The organism is Paractinoplanes brasiliensis, from assembly GCF_004362215.1.
GTDB classification, from domain to species: domain Bacteria; phylum Actinomycetota; class Actinomycetes; order Mycobacteriales; family Micromonosporaceae; genus Actinoplanes; species Actinoplanes brasiliensis.
The window spans coordinates 6958129-6983553 of the sequence record NZ_SNWR01000001.1 but is presented as its reverse complement, the minus strand read 5'-3'; the positions used below and the strand labels follow the sequence as shown (position 1 = coordinate 6983553).

Below are 25425 nucleotides of genomic sequence, written 5' to 3'. Positions count from 1 at the left end.
AGGTCAGCCGCGATGACCTGATACTTCGGCGTGCGAGGCGTGGTCAGCGCTGGCCTCCTGGTCGGCGTGGTCGAGGGCGGCGCGCACCGCCGCGACCTCGGCTCCCAGGTCGGCGGGCGTGGCTCCGTCGAGAACCCTACGCATCAGCGCCGATCCGATCACGACACCGTCCCCGGCGCGTCCCGCCTCGACCGCCTGCTCGGGCCCCGACACCCCGAAACCGACCAGCACCGGCAGCGTCGAGACGGCCTTGATCCGGGCGGCCAGGGCGCCGGCCGACGAGGCGAGCGAGTCGCGTTCGCCGGTCGTGCCCATGCGGCTGACCGCGTAGACGTACCCACGGCTGCGGGCCACGATCTCGGCCAGCCGGTCGTCCGGCGTCACCGGGGCGACCAGCAGCGTCAGCTCGATACCGGCGTCGGCGGCGGCCCGTTCGACACCGGCGGCCTCGTCGAGCGGCAGGTCGGGCACGATCAGCCCGCGGAAGCCGGCCTCGGCGAGCCGGCGGCAGAACGTGGCGGCGCCCGGCCGGAACACCAGGTTCGCGTACGTGAAAGCGATCAGCGGAACGCGTACGGGGGCGTCTTTGATCTCGGCGAGGACCGAGGCGACAGTGACACCGCGGGCGAGAGCCCGGCCCGAGGCCTGCTGGATCGTGGCGCCGTCAAGCATCGGGTCGGAGAACGGCAGCCCCACCTCGATCGCGTCCGCCCCCGCCTCCTGCAGCGCGAGCAGGTGGTCGATCCAGTTCTCGGTGACACCGGCGGTCAGGTAGGGCACCAAGAGCGTCATGCTGTGCGTCTGGGCATGCCCTCCTGGCCCTACGGACACTGCGCTGACTCCGGTGCAGTCGGTCATGCCGTGCGTATGGGCATGCCCTCCTGGCCCTACGGACACTGCGCTGACTCCGGTGCAGTCGGTCATGCTGTGCGTATGGGCATGCCCTCCTGGCCCTACGGACACTGCGCTGACTCCGGTGCAGTCGGTCATGCCGTCTCCCCCAGCGTCGCCATGTCCTTGTCGCCGCGCCCCGAGAGGGTCAGCACCACCCGCGAGCCGGTGGGCAGCAGCGGTCCGCCCGCCTCACGCAGCACCCAGGCCACCGCGTGCGCCGACTCCAGGGCGCAGATGATGCCCTCGGCGCGGGCCAGCCGCCGCACCGCCGCGATCACCTCGTCGTCCTTGACCGAGTGGTATTCGGCGCGGCCGGCCGAGCCCAGGAAGGCGTGTTCGGGCCCGATGCCCGGGTAGTCCAGGCCCGCGGCGATCGAGGTGGCCTCGGCGACCTGCCCGTCGGGGTCCTGCAGCACCATCGAGCGGGAGCCGTGCACCACACCGGGGCGGCCGCACGACATCGCCGCGCCGCCCGCGGCCTCGACCCCGACCAGCCGCGCCGTCGTGTCCTCGAACCCGGCGAACGTCCCGGCCGCGTTGGAGCCGCCGCCGACGCACGCCACGACGACGTCGGGGACGTACGGGGCCTGCCGCCGGGCCTCGTCGCCGATGACCCGCTGCAGTTCCCGCACCATCCACGGGTACGGGTGGGGTCCGCCGACCGAGCCGAGCAGGAAGTGGGCGTCGTCCACGTCGGCCACCCACGCGCGCATCGCCTCGTTGGTGGCGTCGGAGAGCGTACGGCTGCCGGTGGTGACCGGGACGACGGTGGCGCCGAGCGTGGTCATGCGCAGGACGTTGAGCTGCTGCCGCTCGATGTCCCGCTCCCCCATGAAAATGGTGGCCTCGAGACCGAGCAGGGCGGCGGCGGTGGCCGCGGCGACCCCGTGCTGGCCGGCGCCGGTCTCGGCGATGATCCGGCGCTTGCCCGTGCGGCGGGCCAGCAGCCCCTGCCCCAGCACGTTGTTGATTTTGTGGGAGCCGGTGTGGGCGAGGTCTTCCCGCTTCAGCAGCAGTTCGACACCGAGGGCGGCCGAGAGGTTGCGGGCCGGGGTGAGCGGGGTGGGGCGGCCGGCGTAGACGGCGAGCAGGTCGTCGAGCTCGGCCCGGAACGCGGGGTCGGCCCAGGCGTCCCGGAAGGCCACGGCCAGGGCGTCGCAGGCCGGGACGAGCGATTCGGGGACGAACCGGCCGCCGAAGTCGCCGAAGCGACCGGCGGCCGGTTCCGTCATGAGGATGGGCATCACGCCTCCAAAGTTCTAGAACTCTCTTCGGCAGTGTGACACAGATGCCGGGGAGAGTTCTAGAACTATTGGAGACCGCTTACTTCTTGGCCGCCGCCTGGTACAGCGTCTCCGGCGCGACAGCGCCCGCGAAGACCCGGCCGTCGTCGGTCAGCAGCACGCTGAACAGCGACCCGGAGAAGATCCGGCCCTTGCCCCACGCCCCGCTGGCCTCGGGCAGCATGCCCAGCATGTCGTCGGCCTGCTTGGCCTCCTCACCGGCGGCCGCGTCGGCCTTCGGCAGCTTGGCCGTCACGACCGATGCCCAGCCCTCGCCGATCACCTTCACACCGGCGTCCTCGGCCCGGGCCTTCTGCTGCTCGGGCGTCGGCTTGCCCGCCTTCTCGGCGTCCTTCTCGAGCTGTGCGCTGTTCGCCTCGGTCACCTTGGTGCCCGGCGGCGGGTTGAAGACGAACTGCTGCGGGTCGGGCGTGTCGAAGCTGATCTGCTGGAACGCCACCCGGACGGCCGGGCTGGTGGCGTGCTTGGCGTACACGTCCACGCGGAGCGGAATGTGCTTCTCGGCGTCGATCGCCAGGCGCACCTGGCCGATCAGCGACTCCTGCGCCTTGGGGCTGAGCACCAGCTCGTACGCGTCCCGGTCGGCCACCTTGGCCGCGCCGGTCGTCGTCACCGCGGTGCTCTCGTCGATCGCCGCCAGCGCCGCGTCCGCGGCCTCCTGCGGCGAGGACGGAATGCCGGACGGCAACGCCTCCGGCTTCTTGTTCTCGGCGCCCGCCGGCACCTTCAGGTGCGTGGCCGCGTTCTCCTGCGACTGCCAGAACCACACGTCCGGGCCGTTGCGGATGACGTCCGTCTCACCCTGGGTGCCCAGCAGCGCGATCCGCGCCTTGTCCTCGCCAGCGTACCAGACCCGCGCGGTGTTGCTGCCCGCGACAAGGCCGGCCAGGCCCAGCTGACCGGACGCGTCGTCGGTCAGCCCGGCGATCTTGGGCAGCCCCAGATCGGCGCTCTGCACGATGGTGCCGCTGAGCCCGTCGACCTTGGCGTTCTGCAGGTCGACGAGGAGCTGCGCGGCGCTGCGCTCGGGCAGCGAAGGGTCGGCGCTGGCGATGATCGTCCCCGCCGCCGCGCCACCGCCGATGACGACGACGGCTGCGGCCGACGGCACGAGCCACCGAAGTGCCGACCTTGACCTGAACACGGACACGATGTCCACCTCCCGTTGATCTGTCACAAGAGTGCGCCATCACCGCTGTGACCGGGCTGAGAGCGGCCCCTAAGGGTTGCCCCTTCCGTGCAAAGGTAATGAGGTGCGGTTGCTGGTGGTGGAGGACGAGGCGCGGCTCGCGGCCGCGCTGCAGCGTGGATTGCAGGCCGAGGGCTTCGCGGTCGATGTGTCGGGCGACGGTCAGGACGGGCTCGAGATGGCCCGGCACGGCGGCTACGACGCCATGATCCTGGACGTGATGCTGCCCAGGCTCAGCGGTTATCGGGTGGTGCGGCAGCTGCGCGCCGAGCAGAACTGGGTGCCGGTGCTGATGCTGTCGGCCAAGGACGGCGAGTACGACCAGGCCGACGGTCTCGACTGCGGCGCCGACGACTACCTGACCAAGCCTTTCTCGTACGTGGTGCTGCTGGCCCGGTTGCGGGCGCTGCTGCGGCGCGGGGTGCACGAGCGGCCGGTGGTGCTGCGCCACGGGGACGTCGAGCTCGACCCGGCCGAGCGCCGGGTGATGGTGGCCGGGGCCGAGGTGACGCTCACGGCCCGCGAGTTCGCGCTGCTCGAGTACCTCATGCGCCGGCCCGGCGAGGTGGTCAGCAAGATCGAGCTGCTCGACCACGTGTGGGACGCCGCCGTCGAGACCGCGCCCAACGCCGTCGAGGTCTACGTGGGCTACCTGCGCCGCAAAATCGGCCGGGACAGGCTCGAGACCGTACGGGGGGCGGGTTACCGCCTGGCAGCGGTGGGATGAGACGCCCCCGCGAGATCAGCCTCCGGGCCCGGCTCGTGCTGGTCTCGGTGCTGGCGCTGACCGTCGGGCTGGCCGCCGGGGGCGCGCTGCTGGTCGGGGCCCTCAACTTCGCGCTGCTGCGGGCGATCAGCACCGAGACGCTGGAGACCGCGCGCGGCGTCGTCAAGCTCATCGACCAGAACTCGCTGAGCCAGCGGATCGAGGCCAACCCGGCCCTGCAGGTGCAGGTCATCGACGCGCAGGGGCGGGTGCTGGCGATCTCGGCGGGCGCCGACCGGCTGGTGCCGATGCTGCACGAGGACGAGCTGCGCGGGCTCGGCGACGGCGAGGTGCGCGACATCCCGGGCAGCCGGGTGGGCCTGCCCGGTGACGCGCGCGTGGTGATGCTGAGCGCCGGGCCGCCCACCGACCCGGTGCGGGTGCTGGTCGCCCGCTCGACCAACGACCTGCAGCAGGGCGTACGCATCCTGCAGCTGGCCCTGCTGATCACGTTCCCGCTGATCATCACGCTGCTGGCGATCGTGCTGTGGCGGGCCCTGGGCGCCGCCCTGCACCCGGTCGACGCGCTGCGGTCCGGGGCCGAGGAGATCACCGGCGGCACCCGGGAGGGCCGCCTGCCGGTGCCGGAATCGCGCGACGAGATCCATCGGCTGGCGGTGACGCTGAACGGGATGCTGCACCGGCTCGAGTCGGCCCGGGTGCGCCAGCGCGCGTTCGTCGCCGACGCGGCCCACGAGCTGCGCAGCCCGCTGACCAACATGCGCACCGAGCTCGAGGTGGCGCAGCGGCTGCCCGACACCGACTGGACGGCGCTCTCGGCCGACCTGCTCACCGACGTCGAACGGCTCAGCCGCCTGGTCGACGACCTGCTGCTGCTGGCCCGCTCGGACGACGGCGGCGGCCGGGTGATCTCGGCGCCGTTCCGCTCGGTCGACCTGCGCGCGCTGGTCGGCGACGTGGCCGACCGCTATCCGACGGTGACCTACGATCCCCCGCCGGAACCGATGGAGGTGACCGGCGAGCCCGACGCGCTGGGCCGCGTGGTGGCCAACCTGCTCGACAATGCCGTACGTCACGCCCGGTCGAGCGTGCGGGCCACGGTGCGCGCCGACGGGACGTTCCGGGTGATCACCGTGACCGACGACGGGCCGGGCATCCCCGAGGCCGACCGCGAACGCGTCTTCGACCGCTTCACCAGGCTCGACGACGCCCGCGCACGGGACGCCGGCGGGTCCGGGCTGGGGCTGGCGATCGTGCGGGAACTGGTGCGGCGGCACGGCGGTATCGTGACGTTGAGTGATGCGTCTCCGGGGCTGCGGGTCGACGTGCGGCTGCCGGCTCTGCGCTGAGCAAATTCGCCGGGAACTGTTTCGCGGCCGGGAGCGACCAACGTCCAGCCAGGTCTGTCCCCCACGGAAGGTTCGACAAGGATGTCCCTCATCAAGCGCTCGGTTCTGGTCGGCGCCACCGTCATCGGCTTCACCCTCGCGCTGGCCGCCCCCGCCGCCGCGCACGTCACGGTGAACCCCGGCACCGCGACGGCCGGCGGATACTCCAAGGTCACCTTCCGGGTGCCCAACGAGAGCGACGAGGGCTCGACGACCAAGGTCGAGGTCAATCTGCCCGCCGACAAGCCCGTCGCCTCGGTGTCGGTCAAGCCGATCGACGGCTGGGACGTCGCCACCACGGTCGGCAAGCTCGCCAAGCCGCTCGAGGCGCACGGCGCGCAGATCACCGAGGCCGTCTCGAAGATCACGTGGACGGCCAAGGCCGGGTCGGAGGTCAAGCCCGGTCAGTTCCAGGAGTTCGACGTCGTGCTGGGCCCGCTCCCCGAGTCCGGCGACATGATCTTCAAGACGCTGCAGACGTACTCGGACGGCAACATCGTGCGCTGGATCGACGAGCCGGCCGCCGACGGCAGTGAGCCGGAGTCGCCCGCGCCGGTGCTGAAGCTGACCGCGGCCGGCGCCGAGGGCAGCGACTCCGCCGCCGCTGCCCCGGCCGCCTCGGCGGCTGCCGAGGCCGCTCCGGCCGAGGAGTCGGGCGGGCCGGACGCTTTCGGGATCGCGGGACTGGTCGCGGGGGTGCTGGCGCTGATCGTCGCCATGCTGGCCTACGCGCGCTCGGCCCGTCGCCCGGCCGAGGCCGCCCCCGCCGCCTCCGCCGGTCCTGCCGCCTCCGCCGCCCCCGGTCCTGCCGCCTCCGCCGGTCCTGCCGTCCCCGCCGCCCCCGCCGGTCCTGCCGGTCCTGCCGCCTCCGCCCCGGAAAAGTAGTCAGCAGGCCGGGCTGTTCCGCGGTCGGCCTCGTCGTCCGGGCCCCTACCGGTCGGCCGGGCCGTTCCGCGGTCCGGGCCGGCCGTTCCACCCCTGGTCGTTTCCGGGCTGATTGTCAGCGGGCCGGTCGTTCCGTTACTGATCGCTTCCGGGCTGATCGCTCCCCGGCTGGTCGCCGGCGGGCCGCTCGTTCCGTTACTGATCGCTTCCGGGCTGATCGCTCCCCGGCTGGTCGCCGGCGGGCCGCTCGTTCCGTTACTGATCGCTTCCGGGCTGATCGCTTCCCGGCTGGTCGCCGGCGGGCCGCTCGTTCTGCTTCTGATCGCTTCCGGGCTGGTCGTTGCCCGCCTCGCGCAGGGACTGCTTCGTGGTGCGCCACCATTCGCGCAGGTCGTCGACCCAGTCGCTCAGTGCCTGCCGTCCGCCCGGGTCGTCGAGGCCCGCGCCCAGCACTTCGGTCAGGCCCAGCAGCCACAGCACCGGCGTGAGGGCCAGCGCGATCACCGGCAGCGGCCACCACGCCAGCCCGGCGTACAGTCCCAGCAGAGCGACCCCGGTGGCGGTCACGGCCAGCCCGGCCACGTCGGCCCGGCGCATGAGCGGCGGCAGCAGCCCCAGGCAGCGCCACGGCAACCGGCCCGCCGGGACCAGCACCCGGGCCGCGAACCCGGCCATCACGGCGGCCAGGACGGCCGACACGACCCGCGCGAACAACTCGGCCGGCTCCCACCACCAGTGCGCGACCAGCAGCAGCACACAAACCAGGGCGGCGCTCGCGGCCAGCCCCCGCCGCAGGCCGCTGAGCACGCCACGGATCGGCCACGTCATCGACACCACGTCGGCGCGGCCCGGGTTGTCCCGCGCCACGTCACGCAGCGCGCGCATCGATCGGCGCACCCGCAGCCGCTCGGCATCCAGCATGGCGATCAACCAGCGCCCGTACGCGTTGCCGGGGTCGATCGCCAGCGCCGCGCGGGCGGCCGCCAGGGCGGGATCCCGGTTGCCCGCGTCCCGTTCCACGTCGGCGACCGTGAGCAGGCCCTCGACCGAGCGCGGCGCGAGCGTACGGCCGTGCGCGGCGGCGGCCCGGGCCCGGTCGTAGTCGCGGGCGGCGGCCAGCGCGCGGGCCAGCACGAAATGCCCGGATGCGGCCGCCGGATCCAGCCGCACCCCCTCGGCCGCGGCGCCGATCGCCTCCTTCGCGCGCAGCAACAGGATCAGGGTCTCGGCCCGTTCCAGGTGCGCCTCGGCCAGCTGGGGCGCGGCGGCGACGGCGGCGTCGGCCGTACGCAGGGCGGCCGCGTACTCCGTGCGCAGCCGCAGCACAGAGGCGAGCAGCGTGAGCAGCCAGCCGTCGGCGGGCGCCTCGGCCAGTCCCTCGCGGGCGATCCGTTCGGCCTGCTCGTAGTGCCCGACCTCGGCCAGCCGCTGCGCCCGCCAGTACGCCCCGGGCGGCGCCGTCACCGTTTCTTGCGCTTCTTCAGGTAGGCCGCGAGGTCGTCGTACTCCCCGGACTCGTTGGCGAACATGGCGACGTTGCGGGCGGTGGCGAACCAGCCGTCGGTGGAGGGGCGGACCTCCCGTACGGCGGCCAGCATGTCCTGCTGGTTGATCATGCGGATCTCACCGGTGGCGATCGAGTCGCGCATGGCGAACTCGGCCGCGGTCTCGCACACGTGGGCCAGGTCGGCGCCCGAACAGTTCTCGGTCGCGTCGGCCACCCTGTCCAGGTCGACGCCGGCCACCGGGCGGTCGCGCAGGTGGTACTGCAGGATCGCGGCGCGGGCCGGCTTGTCGGGCGGCAGCACGAGCAGGGTGCGGTCGAGCCGGCCGGGCCGCCGCAGCGCGGAGTCGATGTCCCACGGCGCGTTGGTGGCGGCCAGCACGAACACGCCGTCGTTGTTGCCGTCGACGCCGTCGAGCTCGGTCAGCAGCTGATTGACCACCGTACGCATCGACGACGAGTTGAGCTGGCTGCGCTTGTGGCCCAGCGCGTCGATCTCGTCGAGGAACAGCACGCACGGGGCGTGCCCGCGCGCCGACTGGAACAAATCGTGCAGGTTGCGCTCGGAGCTGCCGACCCACATGTTCAGCACGTCGGTGATCGACAGGGAGATGAACGCGGCGCCCATCTCGCCGGCCACCGCGCGGGCCAGGAATGTCTTGCCGCAGCCGGGCGGGCCGTAGAGCAGCAGCCCGCCGCGCAGGCTCTTGCCGAACAGCGAGCGCAGCTTGGGGTTCTTGAGCGGGCCGAGGAACGAGATGTCGAGCCGCTTCTTCACCTCCTGCATGCCGCCGACGTCGGCCAGCGTGATCGTGGACTTCTCGACGTCGAACGTGCGGTCGTCGTGGCCGCGGACGGGCTCGGGCTCGTGCGAGAAGCGGGGCGGCACGATGTCGCCCAGGTCTTCCTCGAGGGCGGCCCAGTCGACACCCTGGTCCCGGGCGGGCGGCGGCGTGGGCGCTGCCGGCGGCGGTGTGGGCGCTGCCGGCGCGGGCGTGTGGGCCGGGCCGCTCAGCGCGGAGGTCATGAGCTGCTGCGCCGTCGCGTTGCCGGGCTCGCGGGCCAGAACCTGGGCGGCGTGCCCGATCGCCTCGGCGCCCCGCCCGGCGCCCACCAGCAGCTCGGCGAGGTGCAGGCGCAGCGTCAGGTCGTCGGGCCGGGCCTCGACGGCCGCGGCGAGGCTGTCGATCAAGGGCGAGTCGCTCATGACACCGAATTATGCCCGCGCCGCCTGTGACGACCGAAGGCCGCCGGGACCCTGCCCCGACGGCCTTCGACGCATGTTCCGACGACTGCCTAGCCCGGCCGGCGGTAACCCGCGATCGGGCCCCTGTCGATGGTCGCCATCCGTACGTGGTCGCCGGTGTGCGGGGCGTGCACGACCTTGCCGCCGCCGATGTAGATGGCCACGTGATGCAGGCTGCCGGGATAGTAGAACACCAGGTCACCGGGTTGGAGCTCGTCCCGCGAGACCGGCCGCCCCTGCCTCCACTGGTCCTTGGTGTAGTGCTCCAGGTGCACCCCGACGGCCGACCACGCCTCCTGGGTCAGACCCGAGCAGTCGTACGAGTTGGGCCCGGCCGACCCGAAGACGTAGGGCAGGCCGATCAGGTCACAGGCGCGCTGGGCGGCCCGTCCTCCCTTGTCGTTGGTGTAGTCCACCGGGCACGGACCCGTCCGGAACGGGCCGTCGTCGACGTCGGCCGACCCGTACGCCTGGGTGCGGAGCTTCTGCAGCGAGGTGATCTTGGCTTCGATCGTCTTTTTGCGCTCGGCCAGGTCGACGTCGCGTACGGCGATCGCCTTGGTCACGACGTCGAGGTCTGCCTTGGTCGCCGCGAGCTTGTCGCGCAGGGCGGCGACGTCGGCGATCTGCTCCTGCTGGTGCCGGCCGAGCTGGTCGAGATACATCAGCTTGTCGGTCAGCCCGGTCGGCGAGCCGGTGATCAGCATGGCGTTGAGCGCGCCCGGCGAGCCCTGCTTGTAGGCGTCGACGGCGAGCCCGCGGACCTGCTTCATGGCCGCGTCGACCTTGGCCTGGAGCGGGGCGAGCTGGGCGGCCAGCTTCTTCTGCTGGGCCCGGTTCTTCAGCAGCTTGCCGTGCACGTCGTTGTACTGCTCGATGACCGGCTCCAGCTGGTTCCACTGCTTGTCGATCTGCGCCTCGACCGAGCCCGGCGAGGGTGTGGCATGCGCGGCGGCGGGTCCGGACAGGACGATCCCGACCGCGGCGACGGCGCAGACCAGGCTGCGCACTACTGCGGCGCGACGCACGTGGGTGTGGTGTCCTTTCTTCCCTCATCCGCCGACCGGCTCGCGGCTTCTTCCGGTACGTCACGAGCGGCGTTCAAGCGGTGATCCGTCAGATCGGCCGGGTGGTCGATGGGGGGCTGCCGGACCGGGAAACACCGTACTGGAGATCACGTCCTTATATAAAGCGGCACCGGCGGGCAACTTTGCGCTCCAGAGGTTGCACGCTCGGTGACTACAGCGGCCAGGCTTCGAGCGCTCGATCAAGCCATGGGACCACGAGAATCACCGTCGGTAACACCAGCAGACCGATCGCGGCGGCCCCCGCGGCCATGTTCAGGGCAACGGACGGGGTGTGCGACGCCGTCAGCCGGTCGAGCCGTCTGCGACGTGCGTCACCCTTAGGGTCGGCCTTGACGTCCTCCGCGAGAGGGACAGCGTCGGACAGCCGCTCGAGCGCGGCACGCAACGGCCCGTCACCCACCCGGCGGCGCGCGGCGTCGTCCGCGATCATCTCGAGCAGCAGATGCACGGCGTCGAGCGGCTGCCGGCTGCGCAGCGGGCGCGGCACCGCACGATAGAACGCGGTGAACGACTCCATCACCACCTCGTGCCGGTGCCGCAGGTGGGTCTGCTCATGGGCGAGAACGGCGTCGATCTGCGTACGGTCGAGCACCTGCAACACACCGTGACTGAGCACCACCCGGGGCTCGCGACCCGGCACGCAGTAGGCCAGCGGCAACGCGCCGTCGAGCACACGCAGGTTGTCCGGCCCCAGTTCCCGGTGCTGCTCGGCCCGGTCGAGCAGGTCGACAAGCAGGCGGTGCCGGGCCCGCCTCGCCCGCGACCGCCGGCTCACCCCGATCAACGAGAGCAGCAGCCGCACAATGATGACCGCGGCCACGGCCAACGCCCCGATGAGCGCCACCTCGGCCACCCGCCGCCCCGACCCGGCCGCCCGGACAACCTCTTCGGGCGCGGCCAGCACCACCCCGAGCGCCGCCAGCACCGCCGTAAGCGTGATCGACTGCCAGAGCACCACGGCAGCAACCGGCGCCCGATCGGTCCAGCGGGCGGTGGCCAGCACGCCGGGCACCACGAGCGACAACGCCAGCCCGAGCGCACCCAGCAGCAGCGCGGTCACCGCTTCTTCTGCGCCGCTTCGATCACTGCCACCAGCGCTTCCGGCGGGAGCTGCCCCACGAAGTACGCCAGGGCCGCGTCCTGGTCGTCCGAGGAGGACAGCGCGTCGAGCATCAATGAAGCCGTCATCTCTTCGCGGGACTGCGCCGCCGCGTACCTGTAAGCCCTGTCCGCCTTTTGCTGCAGGACCACGCCCTTTTTCGCCAGCCGGTCGAGCACGGTCATCACCGTCGTGTAGGCCAAGTCGCGCTGACGGCTCAGGCGCTCGTGCACCTGCCGCACGGTGAGCGGCTCACCGGCGTCCCACAACTGCGTCATGACCTCGCGTTCCAGATCCCCGAGAGCCATGTCACGCAGTCTACTGCATCGCGTCGTACTACGTGTCGTAGTATCTACTACGAGACGTCGTAGAGGGGGACACCCATGGACGTGCTGGATCTGACCCGGCTGCAGTTCGCGGTCGTGACGATCTACCACTACTTCTTCGTGCCACTGTCGATCAGCCTGGCCGCGACCGCCGCCGGCCTGCAGATCGCCTGGCTGCGCACTCGTCGCGACCAGTACCTGCACCTGACCAAGTTCGTCGGCAAGCTGCTGATCGTCACGTTCGCCGTCGGCGTGGTCACCGGACTGGTCCAGGAGTTCCAGTTCGGGCTCGGGTGGAGCGCGTTCGCCAACTTCTACGGCGACGTCTTCGGGCCCACCCTGGCGATCGAGGGCATGCTCGCGTTTTTCCTCGAGGCGACGTTCCTCGCGCTCTGGTACTTCGGATGGGACCGCCTGCCCCGGCTCGTCCACACCGCCTGCATCGTGATCGTCGCGGTCGGCACGCTGCTCAGCGCGTTCATCATCCTGGCCGCCAACAGCTTCATGCAGAACCCCGTGGCGTACGCGCTCGACCCCGTCACCGGGCGGGCCCGGCTCACCTCGTTCACCGAGCTGATGCTCAACAAGGTCAACTTGGCCGCCTTTCCGCACACCATGGCCGGGGCGCTGATGGTGGGCGGGGCGCTGCTGCTGGCGCTCGGCGTGTGGCGTCTCATTGCCGATCCCGCGTACGGGGTCCTCGCCCGCCTCGGCGCCTGGCTCACGCTCGCCGGGGGCGGGTTCACGGCCCTCACCGGCGACCACCTCGGCAAGGTCATCACCGAGGTCCAGCCGATGAAGATGGCCGCCGCCGAGGCCCTGTACGAGACGACGTCGGGCGCGCCGTTCGCCGTGTTCGCGACCGGCAAGCCGCTGCCCGAGTTCGCGCTCGAGATCCCGTGGCTGCTGTCGATCCTGGCCAAGGGGAACCCGAACGCCACCGTCCAGGGCATCGACGACCTGCAAGCTCAGTACGCGGCGGAGTTCGGCCCCGGCTCGTACGTGCCCATGATCCCCGTCGCCTTCTGGACCTTCCGCCTGATGATCGGCGCGGGGATGCTGGCCATGCTGGTCGCGGGTTTCTACCTGTGGCGCACCCGCCGGGGCCGCACCGCGCCGACCTGGCTGACCCGGTGGCTGCCGCTCATCCCGTTGCTGCCCGCCGCCGCCAACACGTTCGGCTGGATCTTCACCGAGACCGCGCGGCAGCCGTGGATCGCGTTCGGCATCTCGAAGGTCGCCGACGGCATCTCACCCGGCCTGACCAGCTCCGAGGTTGTCGTGTCGCTGGCCGGCTTCACGGTCGTCTACGGGGTGCTCGCCGTGGTCTGGCTCCGGCTGGTACGCCACCTCGCCCGCCGGCCACTCACCCCGGCCGCTGCGTCCCCGTCCGCTGACGAGCCGGACCTCGCACCCGTCTACTGAGGAGCTTTACCGTGATCACGTTCTGGTTCTCGGTCGTCGTGCTCGCCTGGGTGCTGTTCTTCGTGCTCGAGGGGTTCGACTTCGGGGTGGGCGTCCTGGGCCCGGTGCTCGGTCGTGACGATCACGAGCGGGGAGCCGCCGTACGCACGATCGGCCCGTTCTGGGACGGCAACGAGGTCTGGCTCGTGGCCGCCATCGGGGTCACGTTCGCGGCGTTCCCCGCCTGGTACGGCGCCCTGCTCTCGGGTCTCTACCTGCCCATGGTCGTGCTGCTGCTCCTGCTGGCGGTGCGCGGCGTGGCCCTGGAGTTCCGCGGCAAGGGCGACGGCGAACGGTACCGCCGCCGAGCCGACCTCGCCCTGGCCGTCAGCTCGCTCGGCATCGTGCTGCTGTGGGGCGCGCTGCTGGCCGTCTTCGCTCGCGGGCTCGCCCTCGGCGCCGACGGCCAGGTGACCGGCGCCGGCTTGGCCCGCAGCCTCGACCCGATCCTCACCCTGCCCGCCCTGTTCGGCGCCCTGGCGGCCCTTCACGCGGCGCTGATGCTGGGTGCGACCTTCCTTTCCCTCCGTACGAGCGGACCCCTGCGCCACCGCGCCCGGACACTCGCCCGCCGGCTGGGTACGGTCGGGGCCGTCGCCCTGGTCGTCACCGGCTCCGCCACCGGCTCGTCGCTTGTGCTGGCCGCCGCCGTGCTGAGCTTCGCCGCCGCCGTGCTGGCCCGAACCGGCCGCGAGGCCCTGGCCTTCACCACCACAGCGCTGACCGTGGCCGGCGCTGTGACCGCCGTCTTCACCACCCACGGCGCGGTCGTCCTGCCCAGCACCTTGAACCCCGCCTGGTCCCTGACCCGGGAGGCGGCCGCCGCCACACCCCAGGCCCTGGAACTCATCACCTGGGCCGGCGTCCTCATCCTCCCCGGCGTTCTGGCCTACCAGGCCTTCTCCTACTGGGTCTTCCGCCGCCGGGTAGCCAGCGATCGGGTCCCCTCATGACGGGCGCAACCCCAGCTCCCCGCCGCCTCGCCACGGCGTCCCCCGCCGATTCCCCCGCAGCCGTTCCACCGTCGGTCCAAGCCGCTGTCTCCGCTGCCGCCGCCGTTGCTGGGGCCGGCCCGCTCACCTCCGCTCCGCCGACTTCTCCCCCCTCCGCTCCGCCGGCACGTCCCGGCTCCGCTCCGCCGGCTCCTCCCGGCTCCGCTCCACCCGCTCTTCCTGGTTCCGCTCCACCCGCTCCTCCCAGTTCCACTCCGCCGGCCTCTCTCCGGGCCGCGGAGATCCAGCGGTCGCGCCCGCCACGCGGGCCGCTGGACCCCCGGCTGGTGCGTCACGCCCGCACCAGCCGGACGGGCATCGCCGGCCTGGCCCTCCTCGGAGCAGGCCAGGCCGGCGCAACCCTGGCCGTGGCGGCCGCCCTGGCGATGCTGGTCGCCGACCCCACCACCCGGAGCCGGGCCGCCGTCCTGCTGGCCGCCGCGTTCGCCGCCAGGGCCGTCCTCGCCTGGGCCGAACAGGTCGTCGCCCGCCGAACCGCCGCCCGCGTCACCGACGAACTCCGCCGGGCCATGCTCGACGCCCTCCCCCGGCGCGGCCCCGCATGGGTCGCTTCCTTCGGCGCCGGACGTCTGACCGCCGTGCTCACCACCGGCCTCGACTCCCTCAAGCCCTGGTTCGGCGGATACCTCCCCGCCCTCGTCCTCGGCGTCGCCCTGCCCCCACTCGTCGTCGTCGCCATGGCCGTGGTCGACCCCGCCTCGGCCGTGATCGCCCTGGTCACCCTGCCGCTGATCCCCGTGCTGGGCGCCTTGATCGGCTGGGCCACGCAAACCCAGGCCCGCCGCCGCTGGCAGACCGATGCCCGCCTGGCCGGCCACTTCCTCGACGTCGTGCGCGGCCTGCCCACGCTCCGAATCTTCGGCCGCGCCGAGCGTCAGACCGCCGTCGTCGAAGACCTCACCGATCAGCACCGTTCCGCGACCCTGCGGGTCCTGCGCGTGGCGTTCCTCTCCTCCACCGCCCTCGACCTGGTCGGCACCCTCTCCGTCGGCTTGATCGCCGTGGAGGCCGGCCTGCGCGTGGCCGCCGGGAACCTGTCCCTGGGCCCGGCCCTGCTCGTGATCCTGCTGGCCCCGGAGGCCTACCGCCCGCTCCGCGAGATGGCCGCCCGCTACCACGCCTCCACCGACGCCACAGCAGTCATCTCCGACGTGGACGAGATCCTGACCCCCACCAACCCACCATCGGACAACGGCTTCCATGCCCTCGCCGCATCGAACCCCACGACCCATGCCGCCACGGCATCACAAGCGGAGAGGCAATCCCACGACTCCACCCATGCGCCTGCCGCATCACATCCCACAACCCATGCCACCACCGCATCCCAAGCACTCAATGCATCCCACGTGGACACGCCGTCCCATGCGGACACGCCATCCCACATCGCCGCCGCAATCCCCCGCGGCACCGCTTGCTCCGCGCCGGCCACGGTTATCCATGCGGCCCCGTCATCGCCTGGCCCCCGCCATGCCCTAACCGCATATGAGGTGGCCAGCGCGATCAACAGCGACACGACACCCGCGGCCGCCGGCCATGCCGATCCCTCATCACCACGCGCCAACCACGCTTCAGCCGCATCCGAGGCAGCCGCCCCTACCAACGGCAAACCAGCCCCCACGCCCTTTGGCCATGCCGTTGTTTCATCGCCACGCCTGAGTCATGCCGGAGCCGCATGGGACGGGCCCGTTGCGACCAGCGGCACCACCATCGCCGGTCATGCCGCTGATTCATCGTGTCCTGGCGGCCATGCCGTTACCGCATCGGTCGGGGGCGGTGGCGTTGTGGCGCTGGGACTTCGCGCTCGTTATCCCGGAGCCATCCGCGACGCCGCTGTGCTCGACGAACTGGTGGTCAGTCCGGGTGAGATCGTTGCGTTGAGCGGCCCCTCCGGCGCGGGCAAGACCACGGCGCTGCGTGTCCTCGCGGGCTTGCACGATGCGGCCGCCGGAGTCGCGTACGCCGCGAACCCGCTCTATCTGCCCCAACGCCCCACGCTGCCCCACGCCCGCGTGGTCGCCGACCTCTTCCCGCCGACCGCCGACATCGCCGAGGCCCTGCACACGGTCGGCCTCACCGGCGACGTCACCCCCGACACCCCGCTGGGCGAACGCGGCGCCGGTGTTTCCGCCGGTCAACGCCAGCGTCTGGCCCTCGCCGCGCTGCTGCACCGAGCCACCGCCCCGCACGACCCGGTCGACGGGCCAAACACCGATCAGGTCGACGGCACACACCGCAAGCGGGCCAGTGCCACCCACCGCGAGCAGGCGAACGCCACCCACCGCGACCATGCGAGCATCACCCACCGCGAGCAGGGCAACACCACCCACCGCGAGCAGATCGGCGCACGCGGCGAGTGGGCCGCCCGACCGGTCACGTTGCTTCTGGACGAGCCGACCGCTCACCTGGACGCCGCCACCGAGTCGATAGTGATCGGCCGCCTGCGCGCGGCGGCGAGGGCCGGAGCAGCGGTTTTGGTGGTCGCCCACAGACCCGCTCTGCTCGCCGCCGCCGACCGTGTGGTCTCCCTCGCAACGCCTGCGCCGTCAACCTCATCCGGGGCGAATTCCGCCGGCCCGACCGAGTCCGCCGTGCCGTCGTCAGCCGGTTCCCTCCTCGGTATCCAGCCGGGCGGCGGACCGTCAGCAAGCGCCGACGCAAACGGCAACGACTCACCACGCCACCGCACAACTGGAGACGACTCTCCCGGCCACAAACCCGCCGGCGACCCACTCAGCCACCGCATGACAGGCCACGCCCCGGCAAACACCGGCACAACGGGCCGCCACCCGATGAACGCCGGCCCGAACACGGCACGCAGAACGGATGGCGCGTCGACCAGCAGGCGGATGACGGCCTGGTGGCGGCGGCCCGGGAGGAGTTCGCGCTGGGCTGACCGGTGTCAGCGCGTCTCGAGACGCCCCAGGGCGGGGTCCGCGGTAGCCGTCGCGTTGGGCAGCGGGTCGTCCCTGGCGGGCCTGGTGCTGACCGGTGCGGCGGCCTGGCTTCTCGTACGGGCGTCGAGCATGCCCCCGGTCCTGAGCCTCTCGACCGCCGTCGTTCTGGTGCGGGGCAGCGCGGTCGCCCGGCCCCTGCTGCGCTATCTGGAACGGCTCGTGGCGCACGATGTGGCCTTCGCGCGTCTGGGCGCCTGGCGGGCCCGGGTCTTCGCGGACCTGATCCCGCGGGTTCCCGGCCCGCGGCTGCGGCGGCGCGGTGACCTGCTCTCCAAGGTGGTCGGTGACGTCGACGCCCGGGTTGACGGACTGCTCCGGGGCCGGTTGCCCGCCCTGATCGCGGGTGCCACGGTTGTCACGGCGGGAACGACGGTCACCCTGGCCGCGCCGAGCGCCGTGGTGCCGCTGGCCGGGGGGCTTCTCGTCGCCGGGGTCCTGGCGCCGCTGCTGGCCGTGCGCCAGGCGCGCCGGGACGAGCACGCCACCGGCGAGGCCCGCGCCCGGATGAAGGACGCGATGGTCGAGACCGTCGACGGCATCGAGGACCTCGGGGGCGCGGCCGACGACGTACCGCATCGGCGCAGCCGCGACCTGGCCCGCCTCGAGGCGAAAGCCGCCCACGCCTCGGGGACGGCCGCCGCGGTCGCGCATCTCGGGTGGGGTGTCGCCGTGGTCGGCACCGCGTTCACGCTGGGCGGGCTCACCCCGGAATGGGCCGCCGTGCTGCTGCTGGCGACCGTCGTGCTGGGCGAGACCGTCCTCACGCTGCCCGACGCCGCCGTGGCCCGCCTGCGGGCCGCCGCGGCAGAGCGCCGGCTGACCGCCCTGACAACCGACCCTCCCAGCGCCACCTTCCCGACGGTAGGGCCCCTCCCTTCCGCCAAGTCGAAAGCCGGACACCGACCCGTAGCCATGACGACCCAGGAGGTCGGCACAACCCCATCGGCCAACGACGGGCGGGCGGTGGTGAAGGCAACCGGCGCGATCGGGCCGATCAGCCTCCGCGCCGTCACGGCCGGCTGGGACCCGGCGCGGGAACCGGCTCTCCGCAACCTCGATCTCGACCTGGCCCCCGGCGAGCGGGTGGCCGTCGTCGGCCGTTCCGGCGAGGGCAAGTCCACCCTGGCCTCGGTGGTGGCCCGCCTCCTCGACCCGCGCTCCGGCACGATGTCCCATCGGGACCACCCCGAACACGACATCCGCGGCCGCATCGTGCTGGTCGGTGACGACACCGATCACGTCTTCGCCTCCACGGTCCGCGAGAACCTGCGCCTGGCCCGGCCGGCCGCGAGCGACGACGAGCTGCGGGCCGCCCTCACCCGCGTACGGCTCGAAAGCTGGCTCGGCGCCCTGCCGCACGGCCTCGGCACCTGGCTGGGCAGCGGCGGCGCCACGATGTCGGGCGGGCAGGCGCGCCGGTTCGCCACCGCGCGGGCCCTGCTGGCCGAGCCCGAGGTGCTGATCCTCGACGAGCCGACGGAGGGGCTGGACGAGGACGTCGCCGGGGCGGTGATGGCCGACCTGCTCGACGCGTCCGGCGGGCGTACGGTGTTGTTGCTGACGCACCGTACCGAGGGGCTGGACCGGGTCGACCGGGTGCTCGAGCTCAGCGCTGGGCGGTTGACACTCCGCGCGGGAACCGCAGTTGCGGCGTGAACAGGTGGATGTCCGGCGGCGTGGAAAACGTCGGGCGGCGCAACACGACCAGGCCCGTACAGCTGGGGAAACACCCGCATGGTGGCCAGCGCCTCGTCGACCGCGTGCGGGGCAGCCCGGCCAAGCCGGGCCGGCTCCCTGATCAGGGCGAAATCGCTCTCGTACGGGAGGCACGCGACCCCGGCGCCCAGGTAGGCGTCGGCTCGAAGCCGAGCCGGACCTATGTAGGGTGCGTACATGGGTGAGCCCCGGATCACGGCGTCGGTGCTGAAGGTTCTGGCGGGGCTGCTCGCCGACCCGGGCGCGCAGCGATACGGCCTCGAGCTGATGCAGCAGTCCGGGCTGCCCAGCGGCACGCTCTATCCGATCCTGGCCCGGCTCGAACGCGCGGGCTGGGTCGAGTCGCACTGGGAACAGATCGACCCGGTCGCCGAGGGCCGCCCGAGCCGCCGCTACTACCAGCTGACCCCCGACGGCACAGTTGCCGCCCGGCGTGAGGTCGCCCTCATGCAGCAGCAGATGTCCCGCGCGACCGGGCCGGCGGGCCGCCCCCAGGAGGCGTGATGGGCCGCCGTTCCCGGGCCGGGAAACCGGGAGGGCCGAGTGATCAGCCGGCGCGGGGGCCGGGGAACTTCGCCGACCGGGTGGCGCGAGCGCTCGTGGTCGTGGCCGCGCGGCGGTGGCCCGAGGATCTGGCCGATGTCATGCGCGACGAGTGGCTGGCCGAGCTCGCCTTCGCCGGTGGATGGCGGCGCAAGCTGGCCTTCGCCGCCTCGCTCGCCGTGTCACCCGCTGTCGGCGAGCCGGGGTGGCGCGATCGGGCGTCGGAACTCGGCCGTGCGTCAGCGGTCGCGGCCGGCGTGACGCTGTGCGCTGCCCTCGCGGCCAACGTCGCCCGTTCCACCGGGTTCTTCGCGCCGGTGCTGCTGGTCGTGGCGGCTGCCGGGCTGGCCGTGGCCGGATCCCGGGTCCGCGCGTCGACGGCCCTCATGGGTGTGGCCGTCTTCGCGTTCCTGTTCGTGGGCAACGCCGCGCCGGTCATGCCGTTCATGGGCGCGATCGACATCGCCCCGGCCGTCGTGGTCTGGGCCGCGGGCCTGGCCACCGTGACCTGGTGGTCGCGGCGCCTGGTGGGCAACGGCAACCGCCGCCGGGCTCTCGCCGTCGCCGCCGGCGGAAGCCTCCTCACGCTCGAACTGGCCACCGTCGCGGGCGCCGCGCACGCCGCGTCGGTTCTCGGTGCGCCGGCCTGGAGCGCCCCGGCCTGGTTCCCCCTGTCCCTGCTGCCCGGCGATGTCGTCGCCTTCGGCCCCCGTTTCGCCGACGGGGCCGCGGCGTTCGGCAGCGCCCAGTCCTCCGGCACGGCGTTCCACGCCTCCGACATCCTGCTCGCCAACACCGCCGTGATGGCCGGGCCGCTGCTGCTGTGCACGGCCTTCACAGTGGCGTCAGTTTTCCGGAGGGCGGCGGTTCTCCGGACGGCGGCGGTCCGGTCGCCGAGGCGGATCGGCAACACGGGCCGCATCGCGGTGGGCGTCACCGCAGCGGTGGCCGGATCGGTGGTGGCGCCCATGTTGTCCGCTGCGCCCACCAGCCCCGAGGCCGCACTCCCCCGCATGCTCGACAACACCACAGCGTTCGGCTTCGGCTTCGTCGAACACCCCTGGGGCCTCGGCCTGACAGCCCTGATCCTCGCGGTGCTCGCCGTGCACGCCACCGAACCCTTGCCCCCGATTCCGGACACCTGAACCTGGGATCGTGAGCTTGCGGGTACGGGCACGCTACGTTGACTGCCGGCCCGTGTTGAACCCGTTGCGGGACCATCCACGGAAGCTCGTGACGGTCAGGGAATTGCTGGTGCAGGAGCCGCACGGACCGGCCGACCCGTTCGAGTAGTCCCGGGCAGCCCAGTGCCTCTGTCGTCAGCACTGGGCGCACAGGCGTACGCACTCCGGGAACGTCGTCACCGACCAGCCCCTCGCCGGCCGCAGGCCTTTCGCGCTCGCCACACCCTATGTAGAGTTCCGACCATGGCTAAGCGGTGGATCTGGGTGGCGGCCGTCGTGGCAGGTCTCGTCTCGGCCGGTGTGGCGCTGGGGCGGCCGGCGCAGTTCCGGCTCACCGATCTGTCCGTCTATCTGGGCGCGGTCGACGGGCTCGCCCAGGGCAGCAGCCTGTACGACTTCACGCGAGGGGCCGCGCCCTTCACGTATCCGCCGTTCGCCGCCGTGGTCTTCGCGCCGTTGACCTGGGCGCCGACCCTCGTCGTCCAGGTCGCGTGGACAGTGGCCACCCTCGGCACGGTCGCCGCCCTGGCCACACTGGTCATGCACGACCGAAGAACGGGGATCCCCGCCCTGGCCGCGCTGGTCACGCGCCACCGAACGACGGGAAGCGCAGCGCTGGAGACAAGCCGCCAAACGACGGAGAGCGCAGCGCTGGAGATGAGCCACCGAACAACGGGGAGCGCGGCGCCGGAGATGAGTCACCGCCCGACAGGGATCGCGGGCGCGGTTGGGGTGGCGGCTCTGGTTCTGGTGGTCTCGGCGCCGGTTTCGTCGAATCTGAAGTACGGGCAGGTCAGCCTGTTCCTCGTCGCGCTTGTCGTAGCCGATCTGCTGGTCCTGCGGCGTACGGGATGGAACGGCGTTCTCATCGGAATCGCGGCCGCCGTCAAGCTCACGCCGCTGATCTTTGTGCCGCTGCTGTGGTTCTCCGGGCGGAAGCGGGCGGCGGTCACGGCGGCGGTGACGTTCGCCGGGTGCGGGCTGGCCGGGGCGCTCGCGCTGCCGGGTGACTCGTGGCGGTTCTGGGCGGGCGAGATCTTCCATGTGAGCCGGCTCGGCTACATCACCGGCGTGGGCAACCAGTCGCTCAACGGCGCCCTCATGCGGCTCGATGTGCCGGATCACGCGCGGTCGGTGCTGGTGCTCGCGATCGGCGGGGGCATCGCCGCAGCGGGGCTGGTCCGGGGCGTACGGCTGGCTCGGGAGAACCACTGGCTCGGAGCCGCCGTGGTGGTGGGGGCGGCCAGCGTGGTGTTGTCACCGGTGTCGTGGACCCATCACCAGGTCTGGCTCGTGGCGGCCGCGTTGTTGCCGGTTGCCGGGCCGGCATGGGTACGGCTCGGCTGGCCGGTGACCGTGCTGGCCCTGATGGTGCTGCCGGTGACGGCCCTGGAACCGCTGAGCGAGTCACGGCTGCTGCTGGCGATCCTCGTGGCGGCGCTGATCCCGGTGCACGACGGAACCCGCAGTCGGCCGCGCGAAAAGGCGCTGCTCTACGAGGAGACCCGGCGCTGAGCGGGGATGCGGATGCCGGGGACCTCGGCGGGCGGGCGCAGGGCGGTCACTGTCGCGTACCCGTCGGCCAGCAGTGCCAGGTCGGTGCCGGGCACCAGCGGCTCGTCGACGCGCTCGATGGTCGTACGGACGAAACCCTCCCCGGCCTCGGCGACCGCGATGCCCGCCTGGCCGAACGACGCCAGCGTGGCCTCGCGCAAGTCGGGCGGCGCCGGACGGTCGGGCACGTTCACGTTGAACACCGTGCCCTTGGGCGCTTCCTCGAGCACACCCAGCAACGAGGCCGCGGTTGTGGCGGCGGCACCCCAGTGGAGCGCATCGTCCGAGGGCAGCACGATCGCGTTGCCTCCGGACGCGGCCGACACCTTGGCCGACGGGTGGAGCACGTCCAGCGACACCGCCATCGCCCGCATGCCGTAATTGGCCGCGGTCAGCGCCGCGCCGACGGTCGCCGAGTGCAGCACGGCCCGTCCGGCGTTGGCGCCCCGGTTGATCCCGGACAGCACGAGGTCCGGCGGTGGGCCGAAGACCCCCAAGGACGCCAGCACCACGATGTACGCGGGTGAGGCCGCCACCCCGTACGCGGACAGGTCCGAGATGTCAGCCGGCGTGATCATGATCTGGCCGTCGGAGACCACCGCCGTCAGCGCCGAGCTCAGGCCGCTGGCCTCTTCCCGAGGGGCGGCCACGACAACCTCGTACGAGGAAGGAACGGCCGACGCCAGAGCGGCCAGACCGGGCGCCGCGATCCCGTCGTCGTTGGTGACGAGCACCCTCATCGCGGCTCGATCCGGACGCGGCTCATCAACTCCCGCACCGCCTCGCCCCGCCCTGTCCCCAGGCCGTGCCGGGTCACGTTGAGGGCGCCCGCGGCCGACCCCGTACGCAGGGCCTCCTCCATCGAACCACCCCGGGCCAGCACCGAAGCCACTCCCGCGGTCATCGAGTCCCCCGCTCCTCGATGCTCGTTGACCCGCAGCGGCGGCGGATGCACCTCGCACTCGTGCCCGTCGTAGAGCGCCAGCGCGGCATCCCCGGCCCGGCTGATCAGCACCGCCTCGACACCGCGTTCGAGCAGTTTGCGCCCCGCGGCCAGCAGCGAGTCGACGCTGTCGTCCCCGGCCAGGCCGTCATCGATCAGCTCCTCGTGACTGACCTTGACGAAGGCCACCCCACCTTCCAGTACGGCGGAAAGGTAGTCCCCGGACAGGTCGGCCACGACCCGTACGCCGTTCGCCGTCAGATCAGCCGCGAGCCGCTCGTACAGGGCGGGGTCGACCACCGAGGGTCCGTGCGGCCCGCTCAGCACGGCCACCGACGAGCGCAGCCCCTCGGTCAGCGCCACGTTGTGCAGCTCGTCGAGGTCGTGGCGTTCCAGGGGCTCCCCCGGATGCTCGGCCACCGTGTCCCGCTCCCCGTCCCGGCGGTCGTGCACGTACCACCCGGTCGCGGCGCGCCGGGACACCGCACGCACGTCGTAACCCTCCTCCCCGAGCAGCGCCCCGACAAGAAGCCCCGGTTCCCCGCCGAGCGCGACGCACAAGGTCACCGGCACTCCGAGCGCGGAGATCATGCGGGCCTGCCAGACACCCTGCCCGCCCGGGTGGACGTGCAGATCCGGCGCATCGTGGTGCTGCTCGATCGTGACGGTCAAAATCGGCGCGGGGGCAAAAACCATCACCCGGTCGGTCATGCCGCCTTCATACCCCACCGGCCCCACCTCAAGCACCACCGGCGCGCTTCCCGTTCAGGTGACCCGGGTCGGGCGGAGGGGACGCCGGTTGAGCTGACGTCAGGCGCAGGCAACGACGGCCGGATCAGGTGACGCGGGTCAGGCGCAGGTAACGCCGACCCGGAACGTGTCAAGGGAATGAGGCCAACGGGAGTTAAGCGGCTTGGCGTTCGGGCTGGGTTTGCAGGTCGGGCCGGTTGATCCAGACCTGGTCGGGCAGGTCGAGGATCTTGGGCAGTGGCCGGTCGGTGCCGAACCGTTCCGGGTGGGCGGTGCGGGCCGCGGCGAGGGTGTCCTCGCGGCCGGCGCGGATCTGGTGGTGGCGGCTGTGGTGGACGTCGGCGGGGGTGTGCAGGCCGATCCCGGAATGCCGGTGGGCGTGGTTGTACCAGGTCACGAACTGGGCCATGAAGGTCCGGGCGTCCGCGAGGGTCGCGAAGCGGTGCGGGAAGACCGGCGCGTATTTGAGCGTCTTGAACCAGGCCTCGCTGTACGGGTTGTCGTTCGAGGTCTTCGGCCGTGAGTGTGAGCGGGTCACTTGAAGGTCTTCGAGCAGGTCAGCCACCGATTTCGAGGTCATCGAGGTGCCCCGGTCGGCGTGGACCACGTGCGGGACGCCGTGGGCGCCGAATACCTCACGCATCATGCTCTCGGCCAGCGGACCCGATTCGCGGGCGTGCACCCGTGCGCCGACGATGTACCGGGAGTAGATGTCGATCATCACGTACGCGTCGAAGTAGACGCCCTTGACCGGTCCGGCGAGTTTCGTGATGTCCCAGCTGTAGACCTGCCGGGGTGCGTCGGCGACCAGCTCGGGACGTGTCCGGGCCGGGTGCCGGGCCTGCCGGCGCCGCTCCCGGACCTGCTCGTGCTCACGCATGATCCGGTACATGGTGGCGATCGAGCCCACGTAGACACCCTGGTCCAGCAGTGCCGCGTAGATCTGCGCCGGGGCGGCATCGACGAACTCCGGACTGTTCAACAACCGCAGCACCCGCTCGCGCTCGGCCGTAGTGAGCGCGTTCGCCGGTGCCTGCCGGGCCGGCCCGACCGGTGTCGGGCGGCGCCGGTCGCGGTCCGCGCTGGACCGGGCGATCCCGGTCAGCCGTTCCGCCTCCCGCGTCGTGATCTTCACACTGGTCAGCTGGTGGTAGGTGTCCATCAGCGCTTGCCGAGCCCGAACACGTCCGGACCGTCCGGCTCGCTCCTGGAGATGTCCTCCAAGAGCTCGCGCGCTTTTCCCATGATCGTCAACGCCGTCTCCGTCCGCGCCAGCTTCGCCTGCGCCAACTCCAGCTCCCGCCGCAGCCGGGCGATCTCGGCCTGCTCCGCCGACGGCCGCCCGACGGTCTCACCAGCGGGTTTACCCTGCAACAGCCCGGCGTCACGAGCCCGGCGCCACTCCGACATCAACGACGAGTACAAGCCCTCCCGCCGCAGGAACGCCCCGCCCTCACCGGCCTCCACGGCCTGCTCGTAGCGGGTCAGCAGGTCCAGCTTCTGTCCCGGCGTGAAGTTCCGGCGGGCCCGCGGCCCGCCCGCACGCGGTCCCTTCTTGCGACTCATGACCCCATCCTGGGCCACGACCATGTCAACAGCAGTAGTCAACGCTCTCAATCCTGAACTCGCCCTGTCCGGCGGACTTGCTATGAAC

At 72.2% G+C, this 25425-nt stretch carries 19 protein-coding genes and 1 pseudogene; 9 read left to right on the top strand and 11 right to left on the bottom strand.

What is annotated here, in order from left to right:
• Positions 1–3: 3 nt before the first annotated feature.
• From trpA to C8E87_RS31160, 3 genes are all read right to left on the bottom strand, one after another.
• Positions 4–792, bottom strand: coding sequence for a tryptophan synthase subunit alpha (gene trpA, locus C8E87_RS31170; RefSeq protein WP_133876383.1), 789 nt, complete (start codon positions 790–792; stop codon positions 4–6).
• 194 nt (positions 793–986) lie between these two features.
• The gene (gene trpB, locus C8E87_RS31165; RefSeq protein WP_133876382.1) at positions 987–2138 is read right to left on the bottom strand and encodes a tryptophan synthase subunit beta; all 1152 of its coding nucleotides are present in this window, start codon (positions 2136–2138) and stop codon (positions 987–989) included.
• 79 nt (positions 2139–2217) lie between these two features.
• Complete coding sequence (locus C8E87_RS31160) at positions 2218–3348, bottom strand: LolA family protein (RefSeq protein ID WP_133876381.1); 1131 nt, start codon at positions 3346–3348, stop codon at positions 2218–2220.
• Positions 3349–3451: 103 nt separating this feature from the next.
• Here C8E87_RS31160 and C8E87_RS31155 point away from each other — a divergent pair, with 103 nt between their 5' ends.
• The 3 genes and pseudogenes from C8E87_RS31155 to C8E87_RS31145 all read left to right on the top strand — a co-directional run.
• Positions 3452–4114: a response regulator transcription factor gene (locus tag C8E87_RS31155; RefSeq protein WP_133876380.1), complete on the top strand. Its 663-nt coding sequence runs from the start codon at positions 3452–3454 to the stop codon at positions 4112–4114.
• The gene (locus tag C8E87_RS31150; RefSeq protein WP_133876379.1) at positions 4111–5463 is read left to right on the top strand and encodes a sensor histidine kinase; all 1353 of its coding nucleotides are present in this window, start codon (positions 4111–4113) and stop codon (positions 5461–5463) included. The genes C8E87_RS31155 and C8E87_RS31150 overlap by 4 nt, the downstream gene beginning before the upstream one ends.
• An 81-nt stretch (positions 5464–5544) precedes the next feature.
• Positions 5545–6264, top strand: a pseudogene (locus C8E87_RS31145) (YcnI family protein); the annotation flags it as partial.
• Between the two features lie 378 nt (positions 6265–6642).
• Here the strand turns inward: C8E87_RS31145 and C8E87_RS31140 are convergent.
• From C8E87_RS31140 to C8E87_RS31120, 5 genes are all read right to left on the bottom strand, one after another.
• Positions 6643–7851, bottom strand: a complete 1209-nt coding sequence (locus tag C8E87_RS31140; RefSeq protein ID WP_133876378.1) for a hypothetical protein — start codon at positions 7849–7851, stop codon at positions 6643–6645.
• Positions 7848–9098, bottom strand: coding sequence for an ATP-binding protein (locus C8E87_RS31135; protein WP_133876377.1), 1251 nt, complete (start codon positions 9096–9098; stop codon positions 7848–7850). Before C8E87_RS31135 ends, C8E87_RS31140 begins: the two co-directional genes overlap by 4 nt.
• A gap of 89 nt (positions 9099–9187) precedes the next feature.
• A complete protein-coding gene (locus C8E87_RS31130) occupies positions 9188–10165 on the bottom strand; it encodes a C40 family peptidase (protein ID WP_133876376.1) in 978 nt (325 codons plus the stop codon).
• A gap of 211 nt (positions 10166–10376) precedes the next feature.
• Positions 10377–11285: a M56 family metallopeptidase gene (locus tag C8E87_RS31125; protein ID WP_133876375.1), complete on the bottom strand. Its 909-nt coding sequence runs from the start codon at positions 11283–11285 to the stop codon at positions 10377–10379.
• A complete protein-coding gene (locus tag C8E87_RS31120; protein WP_133876374.1) occupies positions 11282–11632 on the bottom strand; it encodes a BlaI/MecI/CopY family transcriptional regulator in 351 nt (116 codons plus the stop codon). Before C8E87_RS31120 ends, C8E87_RS31125 begins: the two co-directional genes overlap by 4 nt.
• 75 nt (positions 11633–11707) lie before the next feature.
• Between C8E87_RS31120 and C8E87_RS31115 the strand changes: the two genes are divergently transcribed.
• The 6 genes from C8E87_RS31115 to C8E87_RS31090 all read left to right on the top strand — a co-directional run bounded on the left by C8E87_RS31115 (position 11708) and on the right by C8E87_RS31090 (position 22039).
• Positions 11708–13075, top strand: coding sequence for a cytochrome ubiquinol oxidase subunit I (locus tag C8E87_RS31115; RefSeq protein WP_133876373.1), 1368 nt, complete (start codon positions 11708–11710; stop codon positions 13073–13075).
• 11 nt (positions 13076–13086) lie between these two features.
• Positions 13087–14067 carry a cytochrome d ubiquinol oxidase subunit II gene (cydB, locus tag C8E87_RS31110; protein WP_133876372.1) on the top strand — a complete coding sequence of 327 codons (981 nt, stop codon included), beginning with the start codon at positions 13087–13089 and terminating at the stop codon, positions 14065–14067.
• Positions 14068–14393: 326 nt separating this feature from the next.
• Positions 14394–18737: a thiol reductant ABC exporter subunit CydC gene (gene cydC, locus C8E87_RS31105; RefSeq protein WP_239080538.1), complete on the top strand. Its 4344-nt coding sequence runs from the start codon at positions 14394–14396 to the stop codon at positions 18735–18737.
• 237 nt (positions 18738–18974) lie between these two features.
• A complete protein-coding gene (locus C8E87_RS31100; protein ID WP_133876371.1) occupies positions 18975–19301 on the top strand; it encodes a PadR family transcriptional regulator in 327 nt (108 codons plus the stop codon).
• Complete coding sequence (locus C8E87_RS31095) at positions 19301–20485, top strand: hypothetical protein (RefSeq protein ID WP_133876370.1); 1185 nt, start codon at positions 19301–19303, stop codon at positions 20483–20485. Before C8E87_RS31100 ends, C8E87_RS31095 begins: the two co-directional genes overlap by 1 nt.
• Before the next feature lie 282 nt (positions 20486–20767).
• Positions 20768–22039, top strand: a complete 1272-nt coding sequence (locus tag C8E87_RS31090; protein WP_133876369.1) for a glycosyltransferase 87 family protein — start codon at positions 20768–20770, stop codon at positions 22037–22039.
• On the opposite strand, the gene surE is transcribed toward C8E87_RS31090, so the two are convergent.
• The 3 genes from surE to C8E87_RS31075 all read right to left on the bottom strand — a co-directional run bounded on the left by surE (position 22018) and on the right by C8E87_RS31075 (position 25361).
• Positions 22018–22818, bottom strand: a complete 801-nt coding sequence (gene surE / locus C8E87_RS31085; protein WP_133876368.1) for a 5'/3'-nucleotidase SurE — start codon at positions 22816–22818, stop codon at positions 22018–22020. The two genes, C8E87_RS31090 and surE, sit on opposite strands and share 22 nt — an antisense overlap.
• Positions 22815–23732 (bottom strand): 1-phosphofructokinase family hexose kinase, encoded by a 918-nt coding sequence (locus C8E87_RS31080; protein WP_239080539.1) that lies wholly within the window; start codon positions 23730–23732, stop codon positions 22815–22817. The genes surE and C8E87_RS31080 overlap by 4 nt, the downstream gene beginning before the upstream one ends.
• Before the next feature lie 193 nt (positions 23733–23925).
• A protein-coding gene (locus C8E87_RS31075; RefSeq protein ID WP_438866173.1) for an IS3 family transposase occupies positions 23926–25361 on the bottom strand; the annotation gives its coding sequence in 2 pieces (ribosomal slippage) (positions 23926–25004 and positions 25004–25361; 1437 coding nt in all).
• Positions 25362–25425: the final 64 nt, after the last annotated feature.

Excerpts from the sequence above, each read along its gene's own strand:
- surE (WP_133876368.1), bottom strand. The coding sequence starts at position 22,818 with ATGAGGGTGCTCGTCACCAACGACGACGGGATCGCGGCGCCCGGTCTG.
- C8E87_RS31095 (WP_133876370.1), top strand. The coding sequence starts at position 19,301 with ATGGGCCGCCGTTCCCGGGCCGGGAAACCGGGAGGGCCGAGTGATCAG.
- C8E87_RS31100 (WP_133876371.1), top strand. The coding sequence starts at position 18,975 with ATGGGTGAGCCCCGGATCACGGCGTCGGTGCTGAAGGTTCTGGCGGGG.
- C8E87_RS31080 (WP_239080539.1), bottom strand. The coding sequence starts at position 23,732 with ATGACCGACCGGGTGATGGTTTTTGCCCCCGCGCCGATTTTGACCGTC.
- C8E87_RS31150 (WP_133876379.1), top strand. The coding sequence starts at position 4,111 with ATGAGACGCCCCCGCGAGATCAGCCTCCGGGCCCGGCTCGTGCTGGTC.
- trpA (WP_133876383.1), bottom strand. The coding sequence starts at position 792 with ATGACGCTCTTGGTGCCCTACCTGACCGCCGGTGTCACCGAGAACTGG.
- C8E87_RS31090 (WP_133876369.1), top strand. The coding sequence starts at position 20,768 with ATGGCTAAGCGGTGGATCTGGGTGGCGGCCGTCGTGGCAGGTCTCGTC.
- C8E87_RS31135 (WP_133876377.1), bottom strand. The coding sequence starts at position 9,098 with ATGAGCGACTCGCCCTTGATCGACAGCCTCGCCGCGGCCGTCGAGGCC.
- C8E87_RS31120 (WP_133876374.1), bottom strand. The coding sequence starts at position 11,632 with ATGGCTCTCGGGGATCTGGAACGCGAGGTCATGACGCAGTTGTGGGAC.
- C8E87_RS31115 (WP_133876373.1), top strand. The coding sequence starts at position 11,708 with ATGGACGTGCTGGATCTGACCCGGCTGCAGTTCGCGGTCGTGACGATC.
- trpB (WP_133876382.1), bottom strand. The coding sequence starts at position 2,138 with ATGCCCATCCTCATGACGGAACCGGCCGCCGGTCGCTTCGGCGACTTC.